This window comes from Phenylobacterium sp. (assembly GCF_030651185.1).
Lineage (GTDB): Bacteria > Pseudomonadota > Alphaproteobacteria > Caulobacterales > Caulobacteraceae > Phenylobacterium.
In genome coordinates, this window is sequence record NZ_JAUSCJ010000017.1 from 1 (window position 1) to 13810 (window position 13810).

Here is a 13810-nt window from a genome sequence, read left to right on the forward strand (position 1 = left end):
CGCCCTCACCCCCGCCGCGGCCGCCGCCACCGCCGTGACCGCCCCCCTGGCGACGCCCCCGGCCCCGCCGCCGCCCCAGGCCGAACTCCCGCCCCCCGCCCCCCGCGCCGGCGCCGAACCCCCGCCCTGGGAGGACGACGAGGACCTGGACGAGGACGAGCGCTAATTCCTCCCCAGGCCGCAGGCCGGCTCGGAGGAGGAATTCCTAAACTTGACACCGTAAATCCATAGCCCCACCCTCCCCTCACCTTGAGGGAGGTTCTCATGACCAGCCTGCTCGCCGCCGCGCTCTTCTTCGTCCTGCTGCACCTGCTCGTCTCCGGCACCCCCCTGCGCGACGCCATTACCGGCAAGATTGGCGACGGGCCCTATATGGGCCTCTTCTCCCTGGCCTCGGTGGCCGGCCTCGCCTGGCTGGGCCTGGCCTTCGCCGGCAGCCGCAACGCCGACTGGAACCTCGCCTACTGGGACATCACGCCCCTGACCTGGAAGATCCAGCTCGCGCTCCAGGCCGTGGCCTTCCTGTTTGTGGTGGTGGGCCTGACCACCCCCAACCCCACCAGCGTCAAGCAGGAGGGTGCTCTGCAGCGGCCCGACGTGGTCAAGGGCATGCTGCGGGTCACCCGCCACCCCTTCCTCTGGGGCGTGGCCCTGTGGGCGGCGGGCCACCTGCTGGTGAACGGCGACCGCGCCAGCATCGCCCTGTTCGGGTCCATGCTGGTCCTGGCCCTGTTCGGCACGGCCAGCATCGACGCCAAGCGCAAGCGGGCGCTGGGCGACACCTGGACCCCCTTCGCCGCCCAGACCTCCAACATCCCCTTCGCCGCCATCCTGACGGGCCGCCAGTCCCTGAAGGTCGGCGAGATCGGCCTCTGGCGGATTCTGGCGGCCATCGTCGTCTATGTCGCCCTGGTCTTCGCCCACCCCTTCCTGTTCGGGGTCTCGGCGGTCTCCTGATCGGCGGGGCGGGGAGAAACGCCCGCCCATCCTCAAATCCGCTCATCCCGGCGACCGCGAAGCGGCGGCGCGAAGCAGCCAAGGCCGGGACCGCGAAGCGGCGGCGCAAAGCAGTCACCCAGATTCATCAACCGTTTCAGGTCATTGGACTCAGGTCATGACCTACGACCTGGGCCCCGGCCTTCGCCGGGGTGAGCGGGGTATTGGTTTACCCCAGCGCGAAATCCACCCCGGCCCGCGCATGCACCAGCGCCGTATCCACCACCGGCACGGCGAGGTCGCCCGGCGCCAGCAGCAGCCCGACCTCGGTGCAGCCGAAGATCACGCAGTCGGCCGAGCCATCCTTGGCGATCATCGCCAGGACCTGCGCCTTGGACACCGCCGAGATCACCCCCTGGCAGAGCTCGTCATAGATGATGGCGTGCAACAGGTCGCGATCGGCCTGGTCCGGAACGACGGCCTCGATCCCCCGCGCCGCCAGCCGCCCGCGGTAGAAGTCCTTCTCCATGGTGAACTTCGTCGCCAGCAGCAGCGGCCGCGAGCAGCCCGCGGCCTTGACCGCGTCGGCCGTGGCGTCGGCGATATGGATCACCGGGACGCCCACCGCCGCCTGCACCTGATCGGCCACCAGATGCATGGTGTTGGCGCAGATCAGGATGGCCTGCGCGCCGGCCCCCTCCAGCCGCCGGGCCGCGTCGGCCAGAACCGCCCCGGCCTGCGCCCACTCGCCCCGCGCCTGCAGGTCCGCGATGCCGGCGAAGTCCACCGACCACAGCAACAGCTGCGCCGAGTGCAGCCCTCCCAGCCGCTCGCGGACCAGACGGTTGAGTTCCTGGTAGTAGAGCGTCGTGCTCTCGGCGCTCATCCCGCCCAGCAGGCCGAGCGTCTTCATCACAGGTCGGCGTAGACGTGGGTTTCCCCCGCCGCGCCGGGATGGGTCACCGCGCCCTTGTGGGCGGGGCCGACGATCTGGGCGTACTTCCACAGGGCGCCGGAGTTGTAGTTGGTGACCTTCGGCTCCCAGTGGCGGCGGCGGTTCTCCAGCTCAATGGGATCGACCTCCAGGTCGAGAATGCCCGCGTCGGCGTCGATGTTGATGATGTCGCCGTCCTGGATCAGCGCGATGGGCCCGCCCAACTGGGCCTCGGGACCGATATGGCCGACGCAGAGGCCGCGCGTGCCGCCGGAGAACCGGCCGTCGGTGATCAGGGCCACCTTGTCGCCCCGACCCTGACCCGACAGCGCCGCCGTGGTGGACAGCATCTCGCGCATGCCGGGACCGCCGCGCGCGCCCTCATAGCGGATCACCAGGACGTCGCCGTCCTTGTAGTCGCCGGCCTCGACAGCGGCGAAACAGGCGTCCTCGCCGTCGAAGCAACGGGCCGGCCCGCGATGGCTGCGGTGGCTGGTCATGCCGGCCACCTTGACGATGGAACCGTCGGGGGCGAGCGATCCCCACAGGCCCACCACACCGCCGGTGGGTGAGAGCGGCTCACTGACCTTGCGGATCACCACCTGGTCGTCGCGCCATTTCACATCCTTGACGTTCTCGGCGATGGTCTTGCCGGTGATGGTCATGCAGTCGCCGTGGATGAAACCGCCCTCCAGCAGGGTCTTCAGCAGCATGGGCATGCCGCCCGCCTCCCCCATGTCCTTGGCCACGAAGCGGCCGCCGGGCTTCAGGTCGGCGATGTGCGGGGTGCGGGCCGCGATTTCGGCGAAGTCGCGCAGGGTGAACTCGATGCCGCACTCATGGGCCATGGCCGGCAGGTGCAGGCCGCCATTGGTGGAGCCCCCCGTCGCGGCCACGACGGCGGCGGCGTTCTCGAAGGACTTGCGGGTGACGATGTCGCGGGGCCGCAGTTGCTCCGCGATCAGCCGCACCACCGTCTCCCCCGAGGCCACCGCATAGGCGTCGCGGCTCAGATAGGGCGCGGGCAGGGAGGCCGAGAGCGGCAGGGCCAGGCCGATGGCCTCCGACACGCAGGCCATGGTGTTGGCGGTGAACTGGCCGCCGCAGGCGCCGTCCGACGGACAGGCGTGCTGCTCCAGGGAGCACAGGTCCTCCAGGCTCATCTTGCCGGCCGAGTGCATGCCGACGCCCTCGAAGACGTCCACCACCGTGACGTCGCGGCCCTGCCACGACCCCGGCAGGATGGAGCCGCCATAGAGAAAGACGCTGGGCACGTTCAGCCGCAGCATGGCCATCATCATCCCCGGCAGGGACTTGTCGCAGCCGGCGATGCCAACGAGGGCGTCATAGCCGTGGCCGCGCATGGTCAGCTCCACGGAGTCGGCGATGACGTCGCGGCTCACCAGGGACGAGCGCATGCCCTCGTGACCCATGGCGATGCCATCGGTGACGGTGATGGTGCAGAACTCCCGCGGCGTCGCGCCGGCCGCCTTCACCCCTTCGGACACCGCGTGCGCCTGGCGCATCAGGGCGGTGTTGCAGGGCGCGGCCTCGTTCCAGCAGGAGGCGACCCCCACGAAGGGCTGGGCGATCTCGCGGCTGCCCAGGCCCATGGCGTAATAGTACGACCGGTGCGGGGCCCGCGCCGGGCCCTCGGTCACGTGGCGGCTGGGGAGGTTCGACTTGTCCCAGGTACCATCGGGCTTGCGGGTCATGGCGGCGGCCTTCCGTTCAATTGGCCCCTTCCGTACCGGTCGGCGAAGGCAGTTGGAAGGCCGCATGGTCACGGGCGCTAACTTGCGCGAAGCTCACGCCGGGAGGACACCAACATGGACGACGCCATCGCGCGCGGAGCGACAACACCGCCCCTGCGGGAGGACACCATCGGCCAGGCCTTGTCCGAGGCCGCCCGCCGCTGGCCCGATCAGGAGGCCGTGGTCTCGGTGCACCAGGGGATCCGCTGGACGTGGCGGGACCTCGACGGTCACGCAACGGCCATGGCGGCCGGACTGCTGGCGCTGGGCCTCGCGCCCGGCGACCGCATCGGAATCTGGTCTCCCAACCGCGCCGAGTGGACCCTGACCCAGTTCGCCGCCGCCCGGGCCGGCCTGATCCTGGTGACCATCAACCCCGCCTATCGGCTATCCGAGGTCGATTACACGCTGAACAAGGTGGGGGTGAAGGCCCTGGTGGCGGCCGAAAGCTTCAAGACCAGCCTCTACGCCGACATGATCGACAGCCTGGCGCCGGAGATCGGCGCCAGCCGACCCGGCCAGATCCTCTCCACCCGCCTTCCACAACTTAAAACTGTAATTCAGATCGGCGGCCCGCCCAGGTCGGGCTGGCTGCCCTTCGAGGCCGTTCCTGGTCTCTCCACGGCGGCCGACATGTTGCGGCTCGCCGCCCTCGCCCCGACCCTGATGGCCTCCGACCCCATCAACATCCAGTTCACCAGCGGCACCACCGGCCTGCCCAAGGGCGCGACCCTCAGCCACCGCAACATCCTCAACAACGGCTTCTTCGTCGGCGAGGCCATCGGCTTGAAACCCGGCGACCGCCTCTGCCTGCCGGTGCCGCTCTACCACTGCTTCGGCATGGTGATGGGCAATCTGGGCTGCCTGACCCACGGCGCGGCCATGGTCTATCCCTCCGACGGCTTCGACCCCACAGCCGTGCTGGAGGCCGTCCAGGCCGAGCGCTGCACCGGCCTCTACGGCGTGCCCACCATGTTCATCGCCACCCTCGGCCACCCCAACTTCGACCGCTACGACCTGTCGTCCCTGCGGACCGGCTGCATGGCCGGCTCCCCCTGCCCGGTGGAGGTGATGAAGCAGGTGATCAGCCGGATGCACATGAGCAGTGTCACCATCGCCTACGGGATGACCGAGACCTCACCCGTCAGCTTCCAGAGCTCCCAGGACGACCCCCTGGACCGCCGCGTCGGCACCGTCGGCCGGGTCCAACCGCACCTGGAATGCAAGGTGGTCGACCTGGAGGGAAACACCCTGCCTCGCGGCCAGACGGGCGAACTCTGCACCCGCGGCTACTCGGTCATGCTGGGCTACTGGGACGACCCGGAGAAGACCGCCGAGGCCATCGACGCCGAGGGCTGGATGCACACCGGCGACCTCGCGGTGATCGACGCCGAGGGCTATGGCAACATCGTCGGCCGCATCAAGGACATGGTCATCCGCGGCGGCGAGAACGTCTATCCCCGCGAAGTCGAGGAGTACCTCTATCGCCATCCCAAGGTGGAGGACGTCACCGTGGTGGGCGTCCCCGACGAACGCCTCGGCGAGGAGCTCTGCGCCTGGATCCGGCTAAGGCCCGGCGAAACCGCCACCCAGGAGGAGCTGCACGACTTCTGCCGCGGCCAGATCGCCCACTACAAGATCCCCCGCTACGTGCGCTTCGTGGACGCCTTCCCGATGACCGTGACCGGCAAGGTGCAGAAGTTCCTGATTCGCGACCAGATGATCGCCGAGCTCAACCTGACCGTGGCCCAGACCGCCTAGTTGAACTGCGCGCCGAAACGGGGTCGTATCCGCGCCGTTCTGGGGAGGGCGCGTTCATGGCCATAGATATTCCGGCGGAGACGCCTCTCGCGCCGCCTGTGCGCGCCTCTGATCGGCTGCGCTCGATCCTCGCCGGCTCGGCCGGGAACCTGGTCGAGACCTATGACTGGTTCGTCTATGCCGCCTTCGCCCTCTATTTCGCCAAGGTCTTCTTTCCCGACGGCGACCAGACCGCCCAGCTGCTGAACACCGCCGCGGTGTTTGGAGTCGGCTTCTTCGCCCGGCCGGTGGGCGCCTGGCTGATGGGGCTCTATGGCGACCGCGCGGGGCGCAAGGCGGCCATGGTCGCCTCGGTCAGCCTGATGTGCTTCGGCTCCCTGATCATCGCGCTCTGCCCCGGCTACGAGGCGATCGGCGCGTGGGCGCCGGCGATCCTGGTCACCGCTCGCATCCTGCAGGGCGTCAGCATGGGCGGCGAATACGGCACCAGCGCCACCTACATGTCGGAGATGGCCGGGCGCGACAACCGCGGCTTCTGGTCGGGAATCTTCTACTCAACCCTGATCGGCGGCCAGCTCCTGGCGGTGGCCACCCTGCTGGTGCTGAGCGCTCTGCTGTCCCAGGAGGACATGCAGGCCTGGGGCTGGCGGGTCCCGTTCTTCATCGGCGGCGCCCTGGCCCTGGCGGTGTTCTGGTTCCGACGCGGGATGCACGAGACCCCGTCGTTCCATGCGCGCAGCGGTGAGCGCGCCAGCACCTGGAAACTGATCACCACCCACCCGCGGGAGAGCCTGCTGGTGATGGGCCTGACCGCCGGTGGGACGCTCGGCTACTACACCTATTCGACCTACATCCAGAAGTTCCTGGTCAACACCTCGGGCTTCTCCAAGGACACCGCCACAGCCATCACCGCCTGCGCCCTGGTGGTGTTCATGCTGGCCCAGCCGCTGCTTGGCATGCTGTCGGACCGGGTCGGCCGCCGCCCGCTGCTGATCGCCTTCGGCGTGGCTGGCGTCACCCTGACCTGGCCGATCCTCTCGACCCTGGCGGTCACCCGCGATCCCCTGGCGGCGTTCGGGATCACGGCCGGCGCCCTGCTGATCGTGGCGGCCTATTCCTCGGTCAACGGAGTGGTGAAGGCCGAACTCTTCCCCACCGAGGTGCGGGCGCTGGGGGTCTCCCTACCCTATTCCCTGGCCAACGCCCTGTTCGGCGGCACGGCGGAATATGTCGCCCTGTGGTTCAAGTCCAAGGGTCACGAGACCTGGTTTTTCACCTACGTCACCGTGGTGATCGGGGTCTCGCTGCTGGTCTATGTCTTCATGCGCGACACGCGCAAGCACAGCCGCATCGTCGAGGACTAGGGTTCGACGTCGAAGGCTTTCGGGGGCTCGCCGCGCTGCTGACGCTCCCATACGGTCGTATAGGCCGCCTCGATGTGGCGGCGGGTCTGGTCGGTGTCGAACAGAGGCGCGGTTTCGACGCTCGCGGCCAGCCGGGCCTTGAGGTCGGCCAGCCGCGCCGGCTGGGTGGCCAGCTCCAGCGCCAGGGCCTCATAGGCCTCCAGGCTTTCGGTGATCAGCTCGGGAAGGCCGACCGCTTCCAGCAGGCTGGCGGCCACCCGCGCGGCGAAGCCCTGGCCAGCGCAGGTGACCAGCGGCAGGCCGACCCACAAGGCGTCGCTGGCGGTGGTGTGGGCGTTGTACGGCAGGGTGTCGAGGAAGAGGTCGGCAAGTCGATGGCGGGCCAGATGATCGCCCGACGACATCTTCGGCGCGAACACCAGGCGGTCGCCCGACACCCCGCGCGCCTCCGCCTCGGCCCGTAGGTTCCGGACCACCGCCGGGTTGGACTCCAGCAGCCACAACACGCTGGCCGGGACTTTGTTCAGCAGCCGCATCCAGACGCCGAACACCGCCGGGGTCACCTTGTACGTCGCGTTGAAGCAGGCGAAGACGACGCCGGCATCCGACAGACCGGCCTCGCGCCGCGTCGGCGTCTCGGGCGGCACGGCCCGGCTGTGATCGTTGACCTGATAGCTGTGCGGTAGGCGGATCACCTGCTCGCTGTAGAACCGTTCGGAGCCCGGCGGGATGACGTGCCGATCGGCCAGGATGTAGTCGATGAAGTCGGCCCCCAGGGTTCCGGGATGGCCCAGATAGTTGATCTGTAGCGGGGCGGGTCGGTGAGCGAAGATACCTGGGCGGCAATGAGTGGTGAGGCCGGTCAGGTCCACGACGATATCGGTCTCCGCCGCCCGGATCATGCGGGCCACCTCCAGATCGCTGAGCCGCGAGACATCATGGAAGACCGGGAAGGTCGCACGGATTCGCCGGCGCTGGGCGTCGTCAGAAGGCGGGCCCAGGGCGTAGCCGCTGATCTCGAACCTCGCCTTGTCGTGGTGTTCGAACAGGCCGGCGATCAGGTGCGCCACCGCGTGGTTGCGGAAGTCGGCCGAGACATAGGCCACCCGGATCCGGTCGTGCTGGTAGACCTCGCCGTTCCAGAGCGGCGCGGGGCGAACCGGGAACCGCCCCTTGGCGTGGACTTGGGCGCAGGCGAGCTGCGCGGCGGGATCGTCGTTGTGGGCCAGGAAACTGAAGGGCAGGTCGGCAGACGCACCCTCGCCGATCCGTTGCGCGATCAGGGCGCGGGTTTGCCCATAGTCCGCCCAATCACAGACCTGGAGCTGCTGATGGAGTAACTGCCCCAGGGCCTCCACACTGCCGGGGTGCAGCCTTAAGCCTTCGCGGTAGCTGGCGACGGCCTCCTCGGGACGCCGGAGGTAGCCCAGCACGTTGCCCCGGTTGATAAGGGCCAGCCCGTAGTCCGGCTGGACGGCGAGCGCCTGATCGTAGCTGACCAGGGCGTCCGACTGGCGGCCAAGCCTGGCAAGGACATTTCCGCGGCAGTTCAGCGCGTCGAAATCGGCCGGCGCGATCTTGAGCGCCTGGTCGAAGGCTGAGAGAGCCTCGGTCAGCCGGCCGAGCATGGCCAACACTTTTCCGGAGGCTAGCGGGAGGCCGCCATTGTTCGGGTTGTTGATGGCCGCGGTCCGCCAGAGCCCCAGGGCGTTCTCGAACTGCCCTCGCGCCTTGAGGATCAGTCCCAGATTGAGCATCGCATAGGGGTGGACGGGGAGGCGCGACAGCACCGAGCGGTAGAGCAGTTCCGCCTCCTCCATCCTGCCCAGCCGATGCAGCCGCACCGCCTCGTTGAGATCGTCCGTCACCGCCTCGGACGGCGAAACCTCGTTGGTCATGAGCCGACAGCGATCTTCAGAGTGCGGCTTCGACCGCCGCGGTGATCTCATCGGCCTGCGGTTCGGTGCGGGGGCCGAAGGCGCGGATCAGCTTGCCGTCCTTGCCCACCAACAGCTTGTGGAAGTTCCACGCCGGGTCGGCGGACTCGCCCAGTTCGGCCAGCGCCCACTTGTAGAAGGGATGGGCCGTATCTCCCTTCACGTCTTCCTTGGAGGTGAGCGGGAAGTCGATGTTGAACTTGGTCTCGCAGAAGTCCTTGATCTCCTGCTCAGTGCCCGGCTCCTGGCCCATGAACTGGTTGCAGGGCACGCCCAGCACGACCAGGCCCTTGTCGCGATAGTCGCTGTAAAGCTTTTCCAGCCCCTCGTACTGCGGGGTGAGGCCACAGGCGGACGCGGTGTTCACCACCAGCACGACCTTGTCCTTGAAGGTGGTCAGGGGCAGGGGCGCGCCATCGATAGACTTGAACGAGAAATCATAGGCGTCGGACATGGCGGCTTCCTCCAAGGGTATGGTGACAGGCTACCCTCCTTACCCCGCGTCCTCCAACGCCTGTTCGACGGCCAGGGCCACATCGAGGGCGCGAGCCGCCTCCTCCCCCGTCACGACCGGCCGCGGTGCGTCACCCCGCACGGCGGCGAGGAAACCGGCGACGCTGGCCCCCAGCGGGTCCTTGGCGCCCGGGGTGTCGGCGAAGTCGGGATTGAGCGGAAAGCCGGTGGTGTTGCGGAACTCCCGGGTCAGGAAGTCGATCTCCAGCTCGCCGGAGGGATAGACCACCTTCATGGTGCGCTTGCGGGCCGGGGCCATGCGCGAGGCGTCGAACACCGCCAGGAAGCCGTTGTCGAAATTGACCTCGGCCCGGGCCTGGTCCCAGCCGCCGCTGAAGTCACGGACGCCGGTGGCCTCGACGGCGAGGGGCTGGCCGGCGCTGAGCGACAGGGCCAGGTCCAGATCGTGGATCATCAGGTCCAGCACCACAGAGACGTCCAGGCTGCGCTCCGACGGCGGGCCATGACGCACGGCCTCCAGCCGCAGAGGCTGCTCGGGCACGTCGAACAGGCCGATGGCCTGAAACACCACCCGCTCCTGATGGCCGCACGCCAGCACCAGCTTGCGGTTGGCGGCCTCGCCGATAATCTTGTCGGCGTCCTGCAGGTTCACGGCCAGCGGCTTTTCCACATAGACCGGCTTGCCGGCCGCCAGCGCCGCCAAGGCGCCCTCGGCATGGTAGCTGCCGGGCGAAGCGACCGTGACCACATCCACCGACGCCAGGAAGGCCTCGAGGTCGGCGAAGGCCTGGCCGCCATGGCTCTGAGCGATCTCCTCGGCGCGGGCGAGATGGTGCGGGTCATAGACCGCCGCCAGGCGCGCGCCCGGCTGGTTGGCGTACTGGCGCGAATGATAGCCGCCGAAAACGCCGGCCCCGATCACGCCGCCCCGCAAGATTTCCGCCATGACTCACTCCGAAAGCTCGCCTGCGCTTACAGGCTGCGGGCGCTTGGCGCCACTGGTCGCGCGCCGTGATCGCCGGGATCACCCGCAGGAGCCGCCGCCCCTGTTGGGGCGACAAGGGCTGTCCATCCCGCAAGAACCTGGGATGTGAACGCCTGCGCCGTTGGCCGGTCGAGAGGGAAGGTCTACAAGCCTCCCGTCTTTCCTCCCCCGGAGCTTGTCCCTTGTCCCGCCTGTTCAGCGCCTATGTGATCGTCGACTGGAGCGCGGCGGCCAAGCCGTCCACCGGAGCCGATTCCGTCTGGATCGGCGTCGCCAAGCGCGACGTCCGCTTCCGCCTGACCTTCGAGAGCCACAACCCGGCGACCCGGGCAGAGGCCGAGAAGCTGTTGAACACGATCCTGGATGACTTCAAGAAGCGCTCGGAGCGCGCCTTGGTGGGGTTCGACTTCCCGCTGGGCTTTCCCCGCGGCTTCGCCAAGGCCCTGAACCTGGCCGGTGAGCAGCCCTGGCGGGCGGTCTGGGACCAGCTCGACAAGATGGTCAAGGACAAGGCCGACAACACGAACAACCGCTTCGGCGTGGGCTCCGAGATCAACCGGCGCATGACCGGCGGGCCCTTCCCCTTCTGGGGCTGCCCGCCCAAGGACGCGCTCACAACCCTGCAGCCCAAGCGGACACGGGCCCATGAGGCGGACGACCTGCCGGAGTTCCGTCACGCCGACCTGGCGGCCAAGGGCGCCGCGTCGATCTGGAAGCTCTACTACAATGGCTCTGTCGGCGGTCAGGCGATCCTGGGCATCCCGGCGGTCCGCCGGCTCAAGCTGGCGCGGGGCGAGGCGGTGAAGGCCTATCCCTTCGAGACCGGCTTCAAGGCCCTGACCGAGGCCGACCTGGACGGCGTCGAGGTCGTGGTCACCGAGGTCTATCCCAGTCTGTACAAGGCCCAGCCCCTGCCCGGCGAGGTCAAGGACCAGGCCCAGGTGCGGGTGACCGCCGAGCACTTCGCCAAGCTGGACGAGGCGGGCAAGCTCGGGGCGATCTTCGCCCCTTCCAAGACCGCCGATCCGGCCGTGGTGGCGGACGCCGAGGCCGAGGAAGGCTGGATCCTGGGGGTCGAAGCCTAGGCGGCTTCGCCCAGCGGCTCCGGCGACTCGATCTTCCGCAGCGGCAAGGCCCGGCGCTCCCGTCGTGGGAAGCGCAGGTGCTCCAGCCAAACCGGCGCCAGCACCGCCAGCGCGCCGAGGGCGTCCGCCAGGAGATCGCCGACTTCGGCGTCACGACCGCTCAGGCGCTGGCCGATTTCCAGGGCGAGGCCCGCAAACACCGCGAGCATCACCAGGTCGAGCCGCCGCCGGTTCGGGAATGCGGAGAACATCAGCAGTGTCAGGCCGTAGAAGGCGATGAAGTGGGCGGCCTTGTCCTCGGGGACGAGGTCTTTCTCGACCCCGCCAAAGGGGCCGAGCATGCCCACAGCGCAGATCAGCACCGCTGCGGCGAGCAGAATTCTGGCGGTGATCTTGGGTTGGAACGTGGGCATGGACGGTTACCTAGCCCAGGTCCGATGAAAACTCCGTTGATGCGCCTTGAGGGGCGTTCTAGCGGCCCCTGGCGCTCAGCCATTGGAAGCGAGCCAGCAGCAGGGCCGCCGACAGGAAGCTGGCGGCGATCACCGCCCAGACAATGCCGTTGAGGCCAAGGCCCATGGGGATGGCCAGCCACCAGGCCAGCGGGGACATCACCAGGACATAGCTGGCCAGGTGAGTGAAGGTGGGGATCCAGACCTCGCCCCGCGCCCGCAGCGCCTGGGCGGCCACCACCTGCACGGCGTCCGGGATCAGGAACAGGCATGACAGCGCCACGGCCGGCGCGGCCATGGCCAGGGTCAGGGGGTCATGGGTGTAGGCGCCGGCGATCAGCCCCGCGCCCGGCCAGACGATCAGGCTCACCAGCAGGCCGAACACCGCCGTCACCGCGAAGGCGATGAGACCCGCGCGGTTCACCGCGGCGGTGTCGCGCGCGCCATAGGCCCGACCCACCAGCACCGCGGCGCCGGTCGATAGCCCCAACGGAACCATGAAGATGATCGCAATGACGTTGAGCGTAATCGCCCAGGCCGCCACCGCCAGGCCGCCCATCCATCCGGCGATGACGTTCATCCCGGCAAAGGACGCCACCTCGAAGAAGTTGGACGCGCCTGCGCCATAGCCGATGCGCCGTTGCTCGGCCTCGGCGGCCAGGTCGCGCTCGGGCTTGGTGAAGACCCCCAGCGCCCGGCTGTCGGGCATGCGGATGATGTAGACCACCAGGGCGACGGCCAGGAAGGTTCGCGCACCGGTGGTGGCCCAGGCGGCCCCGACGGCGCCGAGCGGCTCCAGGCCGAAGGCGCCGGGCACCAGCAGCAGATCGAAAGCCAGATTCACCCCATTGGCCAGCCACATCATCGCCGCGGCGGGCTTGGGTCGGCCCTGCCCCTCCAGCCAGAAACTGGCGGCGACGCTCAAGGCGTAACTCGGCATGGAGAGCGCGAAGATGATCAGGGGCTTGGAGGCCCCGTCCGCCAGGTCCTTCTCCAGACCCAGGATGTGAAGGAAAGCCGGCCCCCCGGCGATCAGCACTAGGGTCGAGGCCAGGCCAATCCAGAGACTGTAGCTCAGCCCCCGCCGCAGGACGGCGCCGGTGATCTCCGGCCGCCCCTGGCCGTTGGCCCGTGAGGTCATCACCTGGATGCCGCTGAGCAGGCCGACCGTCATGGTCACGATGACGCTGGTGGGGGCCCAGGCCATGGCGTGATAGCCGAGCTCAGTCGCCGAATAGCGGCCCACAACGATGGCGTCCGACAGACCCATGCCCATGATGCCCAGGCGCGACAGCACCACCGGCCAGGAGAGCTTGAGCAGCTCGGCCAGTTCCGTGCGGACGACTTGTGCGCGCCCTCCCGGCGGGGAGTTCGCGGGGGCCGAGGGGGCGGCCATGGGGATCACCGGATTTCAAAGAGGGCGCGAACCTGCCGCCACCCTCCTCGCCTCGCAAGCGAAGCTTGGTCAGAGCGGGCGGATTCTCGGGCCCCGGTGACAACAATGGCACATCAGGGCCGGCGGAATGGCGCCGTCAGCGCGCAGCGCGCCACGTGATCGCGCACCGTCACAGTGGCCGACGTTCCAACCCCGACATCGAAGATATGCACCGGCCCGCCGGCGAACGCCACTCGCAGGACCGCCGGCGCAGTAAATCGACAGGCTGGATAGCCATCGCCGGCGCCCGCTTCGTACAGGCCGATCATCATGCAGTCGGCATGGCCGAACCGTCGACCGAACCACACGCCGTTGAAGGCGAAAACGTTCCGCATCGGTCGCCGCCGCCGGAGGTGCTGGGCCTCGGAGATTTCCCGGCAGGCCGGGCCGGGGCGGGTCAGATCGCGGGTCAGGGCCCGGGCCTGGGCGCGATGGTCCGCGGCGATCTCCAATTCATGCCAGACGGTGAGCGCGACCAGCGGGGCGGCCACGCAGACCGCGACCCCGGCGAACGCCAAGGCGCTCCCCCGCCGGATCGGCTGTCCACCATAGTCGGCCCTTCGTCGGATCTCGGTCATCGGAGGAGCATGCCCGACGCAAACGTGCTTGAAAACTACATATGTAATTTTCCTGGAAGCGTGCGACCCAGCGGCACATGGCGGCGCTTTCCCCTCGGCCTTAGGATTTCCTACG

The 13810-nt window shown here is 68.7% G+C and carries 12 protein-coding genes; 4 read left to right on the plus strand and 8 right to left on the minus strand.

Annotated elements, in window-relative coordinates; all coding sequences use genetic code 11:
* Window positions 1-264: 264 nt before the first annotated feature.
* Window positions 265-957, plus strand: a complete 693-nt coding sequence (locus Q7J39_RS06685) for an NnrU family protein (RefSeq protein WP_304821769.1) — start codon at window positions 265-267, stop codon at window positions 955-957.
* A gap of 208 nt (window positions 958-1165) precedes the next feature.
* Here the strand turns inward: Q7J39_RS06685 and Q7J39_RS06690 are convergent, their stop codons facing one another.
* Window positions 1166-1849, minus strand: a complete 684-nt coding sequence (locus tag Q7J39_RS06690; RefSeq protein WP_304821772.1) for an aspartate/glutamate racemase family protein — start codon at window positions 1847-1849, stop codon at window positions 1166-1168.
* Window positions 1849-3585 carry a dihydroxy-acid dehydratase gene (gene ilvD, locus Q7J39_RS06695; protein WP_304821775.1) on the minus strand — a complete coding sequence of 579 codons (1737 nt, stop codon included), beginning with the start codon at window positions 3583-3585 and terminating at the stop codon, window positions 1849-1851. Before ilvD ends, Q7J39_RS06690 begins: the two co-directional genes overlap by 1 nt.
* 114 nt (window positions 3586-3699) lie before the next feature.
* Here ilvD and Q7J39_RS06700 point away from each other — a divergent pair, with 114 nt between their 5' ends.
* Together Q7J39_RS06700 and Q7J39_RS06705 are read left to right on the plus strand one after the other, a co-directional pair.
* Window positions 3700-5385, plus strand: coding sequence for an AMP-binding protein (locus Q7J39_RS06700; RefSeq protein WP_304821778.1), 1686 nt, complete (start codon window positions 3700-3702; stop codon window positions 5383-5385).
* 56 nt (window positions 5386-5441) lie between these two features.
* On the plus strand, window positions 5442-6749 hold the full coding sequence (locus tag Q7J39_RS06705) for an MFS transporter (protein ID WP_304821781.1): 1308 nt from the start codon (window positions 5442-5444) through the stop codon (window positions 6747-6749).
* Here Q7J39_RS06705 and Q7J39_RS06710 read toward each other — a convergent pair.
* From Q7J39_RS06710 to Q7J39_RS06720, 3 genes are read right to left on the minus strand one after another with little or no spacing between them, the layout of a single operon-like run.
* Window positions 6746-8647: a tetratricopeptide repeat protein gene (locus tag Q7J39_RS06710; protein WP_304821784.1), complete on the minus strand. Its 1902-nt coding sequence runs from the start codon at window positions 8645-8647 to the stop codon at window positions 6746-6748. The two genes, Q7J39_RS06705 and Q7J39_RS06710, sit on opposite strands and share 4 nt — an antisense overlap.
* Window positions 8648-8663: 16 nt before the next feature.
* Window positions 8664-9140 carry a glutathione peroxidase gene (locus Q7J39_RS06715; RefSeq protein WP_304821787.1) on the minus strand — a complete coding sequence of 159 codons (477 nt, stop codon included), beginning with the start codon at window positions 9138-9140 and terminating at the stop codon, window positions 8664-8666.
* Window positions 9141-9179: 39 nt separating this feature from the next.
* The gene (locus tag Q7J39_RS06720) at window positions 9180-10106 is read right to left on the minus strand and encodes a Gfo/Idh/MocA family protein (protein ID WP_304821790.1); all 927 of its coding nucleotides are present in this window, start codon (window positions 10104-10106) and stop codon (window positions 9180-9182) included.
* Window positions 10107-10327: 221 nt separating this feature from the next.
* Between Q7J39_RS06720 and Q7J39_RS06725 the strand changes: the two genes are divergently transcribed.
* Complete coding sequence (locus Q7J39_RS06725) at window positions 10328-11230, plus strand: cobalamin biosynthesis protein CbiG (RefSeq protein WP_304821793.1); 903 nt, start codon at window positions 10328-10330, stop codon at window positions 11228-11230.
* On the opposite strand, the gene Q7J39_RS06730 is transcribed toward Q7J39_RS06725, so the two are convergent.
* From Q7J39_RS06730 to Q7J39_RS06740, 3 genes are all read right to left on the minus strand, one after another.
* Entirely contained in the window at window positions 11227-11643 is a 417-nt protein-coding gene (locus Q7J39_RS06730; protein ID WP_304821797.1) for a VanZ family protein, read from the minus strand. The two genes, Q7J39_RS06725 and Q7J39_RS06730, sit on opposite strands and share 4 nt — an antisense overlap.
* Window positions 11644-11701: 58 nt before the next feature.
* Window positions 11702-13078 carry an MATE family efflux transporter gene (locus Q7J39_RS06735; protein WP_304821799.1) on the minus strand — a complete coding sequence of 459 codons (1377 nt, stop codon included), beginning with the start codon at window positions 13076-13078 and terminating at the stop codon, window positions 11702-11704.
* 113 nt (window positions 13079-13191) lie between these two features.
* The gene (locus Q7J39_RS06740) at window positions 13192-13635 is read right to left on the minus strand and encodes a hypothetical protein (RefSeq protein WP_304821801.1); all 444 of its coding nucleotides are present in this window, start codon (window positions 13633-13635) and stop codon (window positions 13192-13194) included.
* Between the last annotated feature and the right edge of the window lie 175 nt (window positions 13636-13810).

Bases quoted from the DNA above. Each gene is read 5' to 3' on its own strand.
- Q7J39_RS06685 (WP_304821769.1), top strand. From the start codon at position 265: ATGACCAGCCTGCTCGCCGCCGCGCTCTTCTTCGTCCTGCTGCACCTG.
- Q7J39_RS06690 (WP_304821772.1), bottom strand. From the start codon at position 1,849: ATGAAGACGCTCGGCCTGCTGGGCGGGATGAGCGCCGAGAGCACGACG.
- ilvD (WP_304821775.1), bottom strand. From the start codon at position 3,585: ATGACCCGCAAGCCCGATGGTACCTGGGACAAGTCGAACCTCCCCAGC.
- Q7J39_RS06700 (WP_304821778.1), top strand. From the start codon at position 3,700: ATGGACGACGCCATCGCGCGCGGAGCGACAACACCGCCCCTGCGGGAG.
- Q7J39_RS06705 (WP_304821781.1), top strand. From the start codon at position 5,442: ATGGCCATAGATATTCCGGCGGAGACGCCTCTCGCGCCGCCTGTGCGC.
- Q7J39_RS06710 (WP_304821784.1), bottom strand. From the start codon at position 8,647: ATGACCAACGAGGTTTCGCCGTCCGAGGCGGTGACGGACGATCTCAAC.
- Q7J39_RS06715 (WP_304821787.1), bottom strand. From the start codon at position 9,140: ATGTCCGACGCCTATGATTTCTCGTTCAAGTCTATCGATGGCGCGCCC.
- Q7J39_RS06720 (WP_304821790.1), bottom strand. From the start codon at position 10,106: ATGGCGGAAATCTTGCGGGGCGGCGTGATCGGGGCCGGCGTTTTCGGC.
- Q7J39_RS06730 (WP_304821797.1), bottom strand. From the start codon at position 11,643: ATGCCCACGTTCCAACCCAAGATCACCGCCAGAATTCTGCTCGCCGCA.
- Q7J39_RS06735 (WP_304821799.1), bottom strand. From the start codon at position 13,078: ATGGCCGCCCCCTCGGCCCCCGCGAACTCCCCGCCGGGAGGGCGCGCA.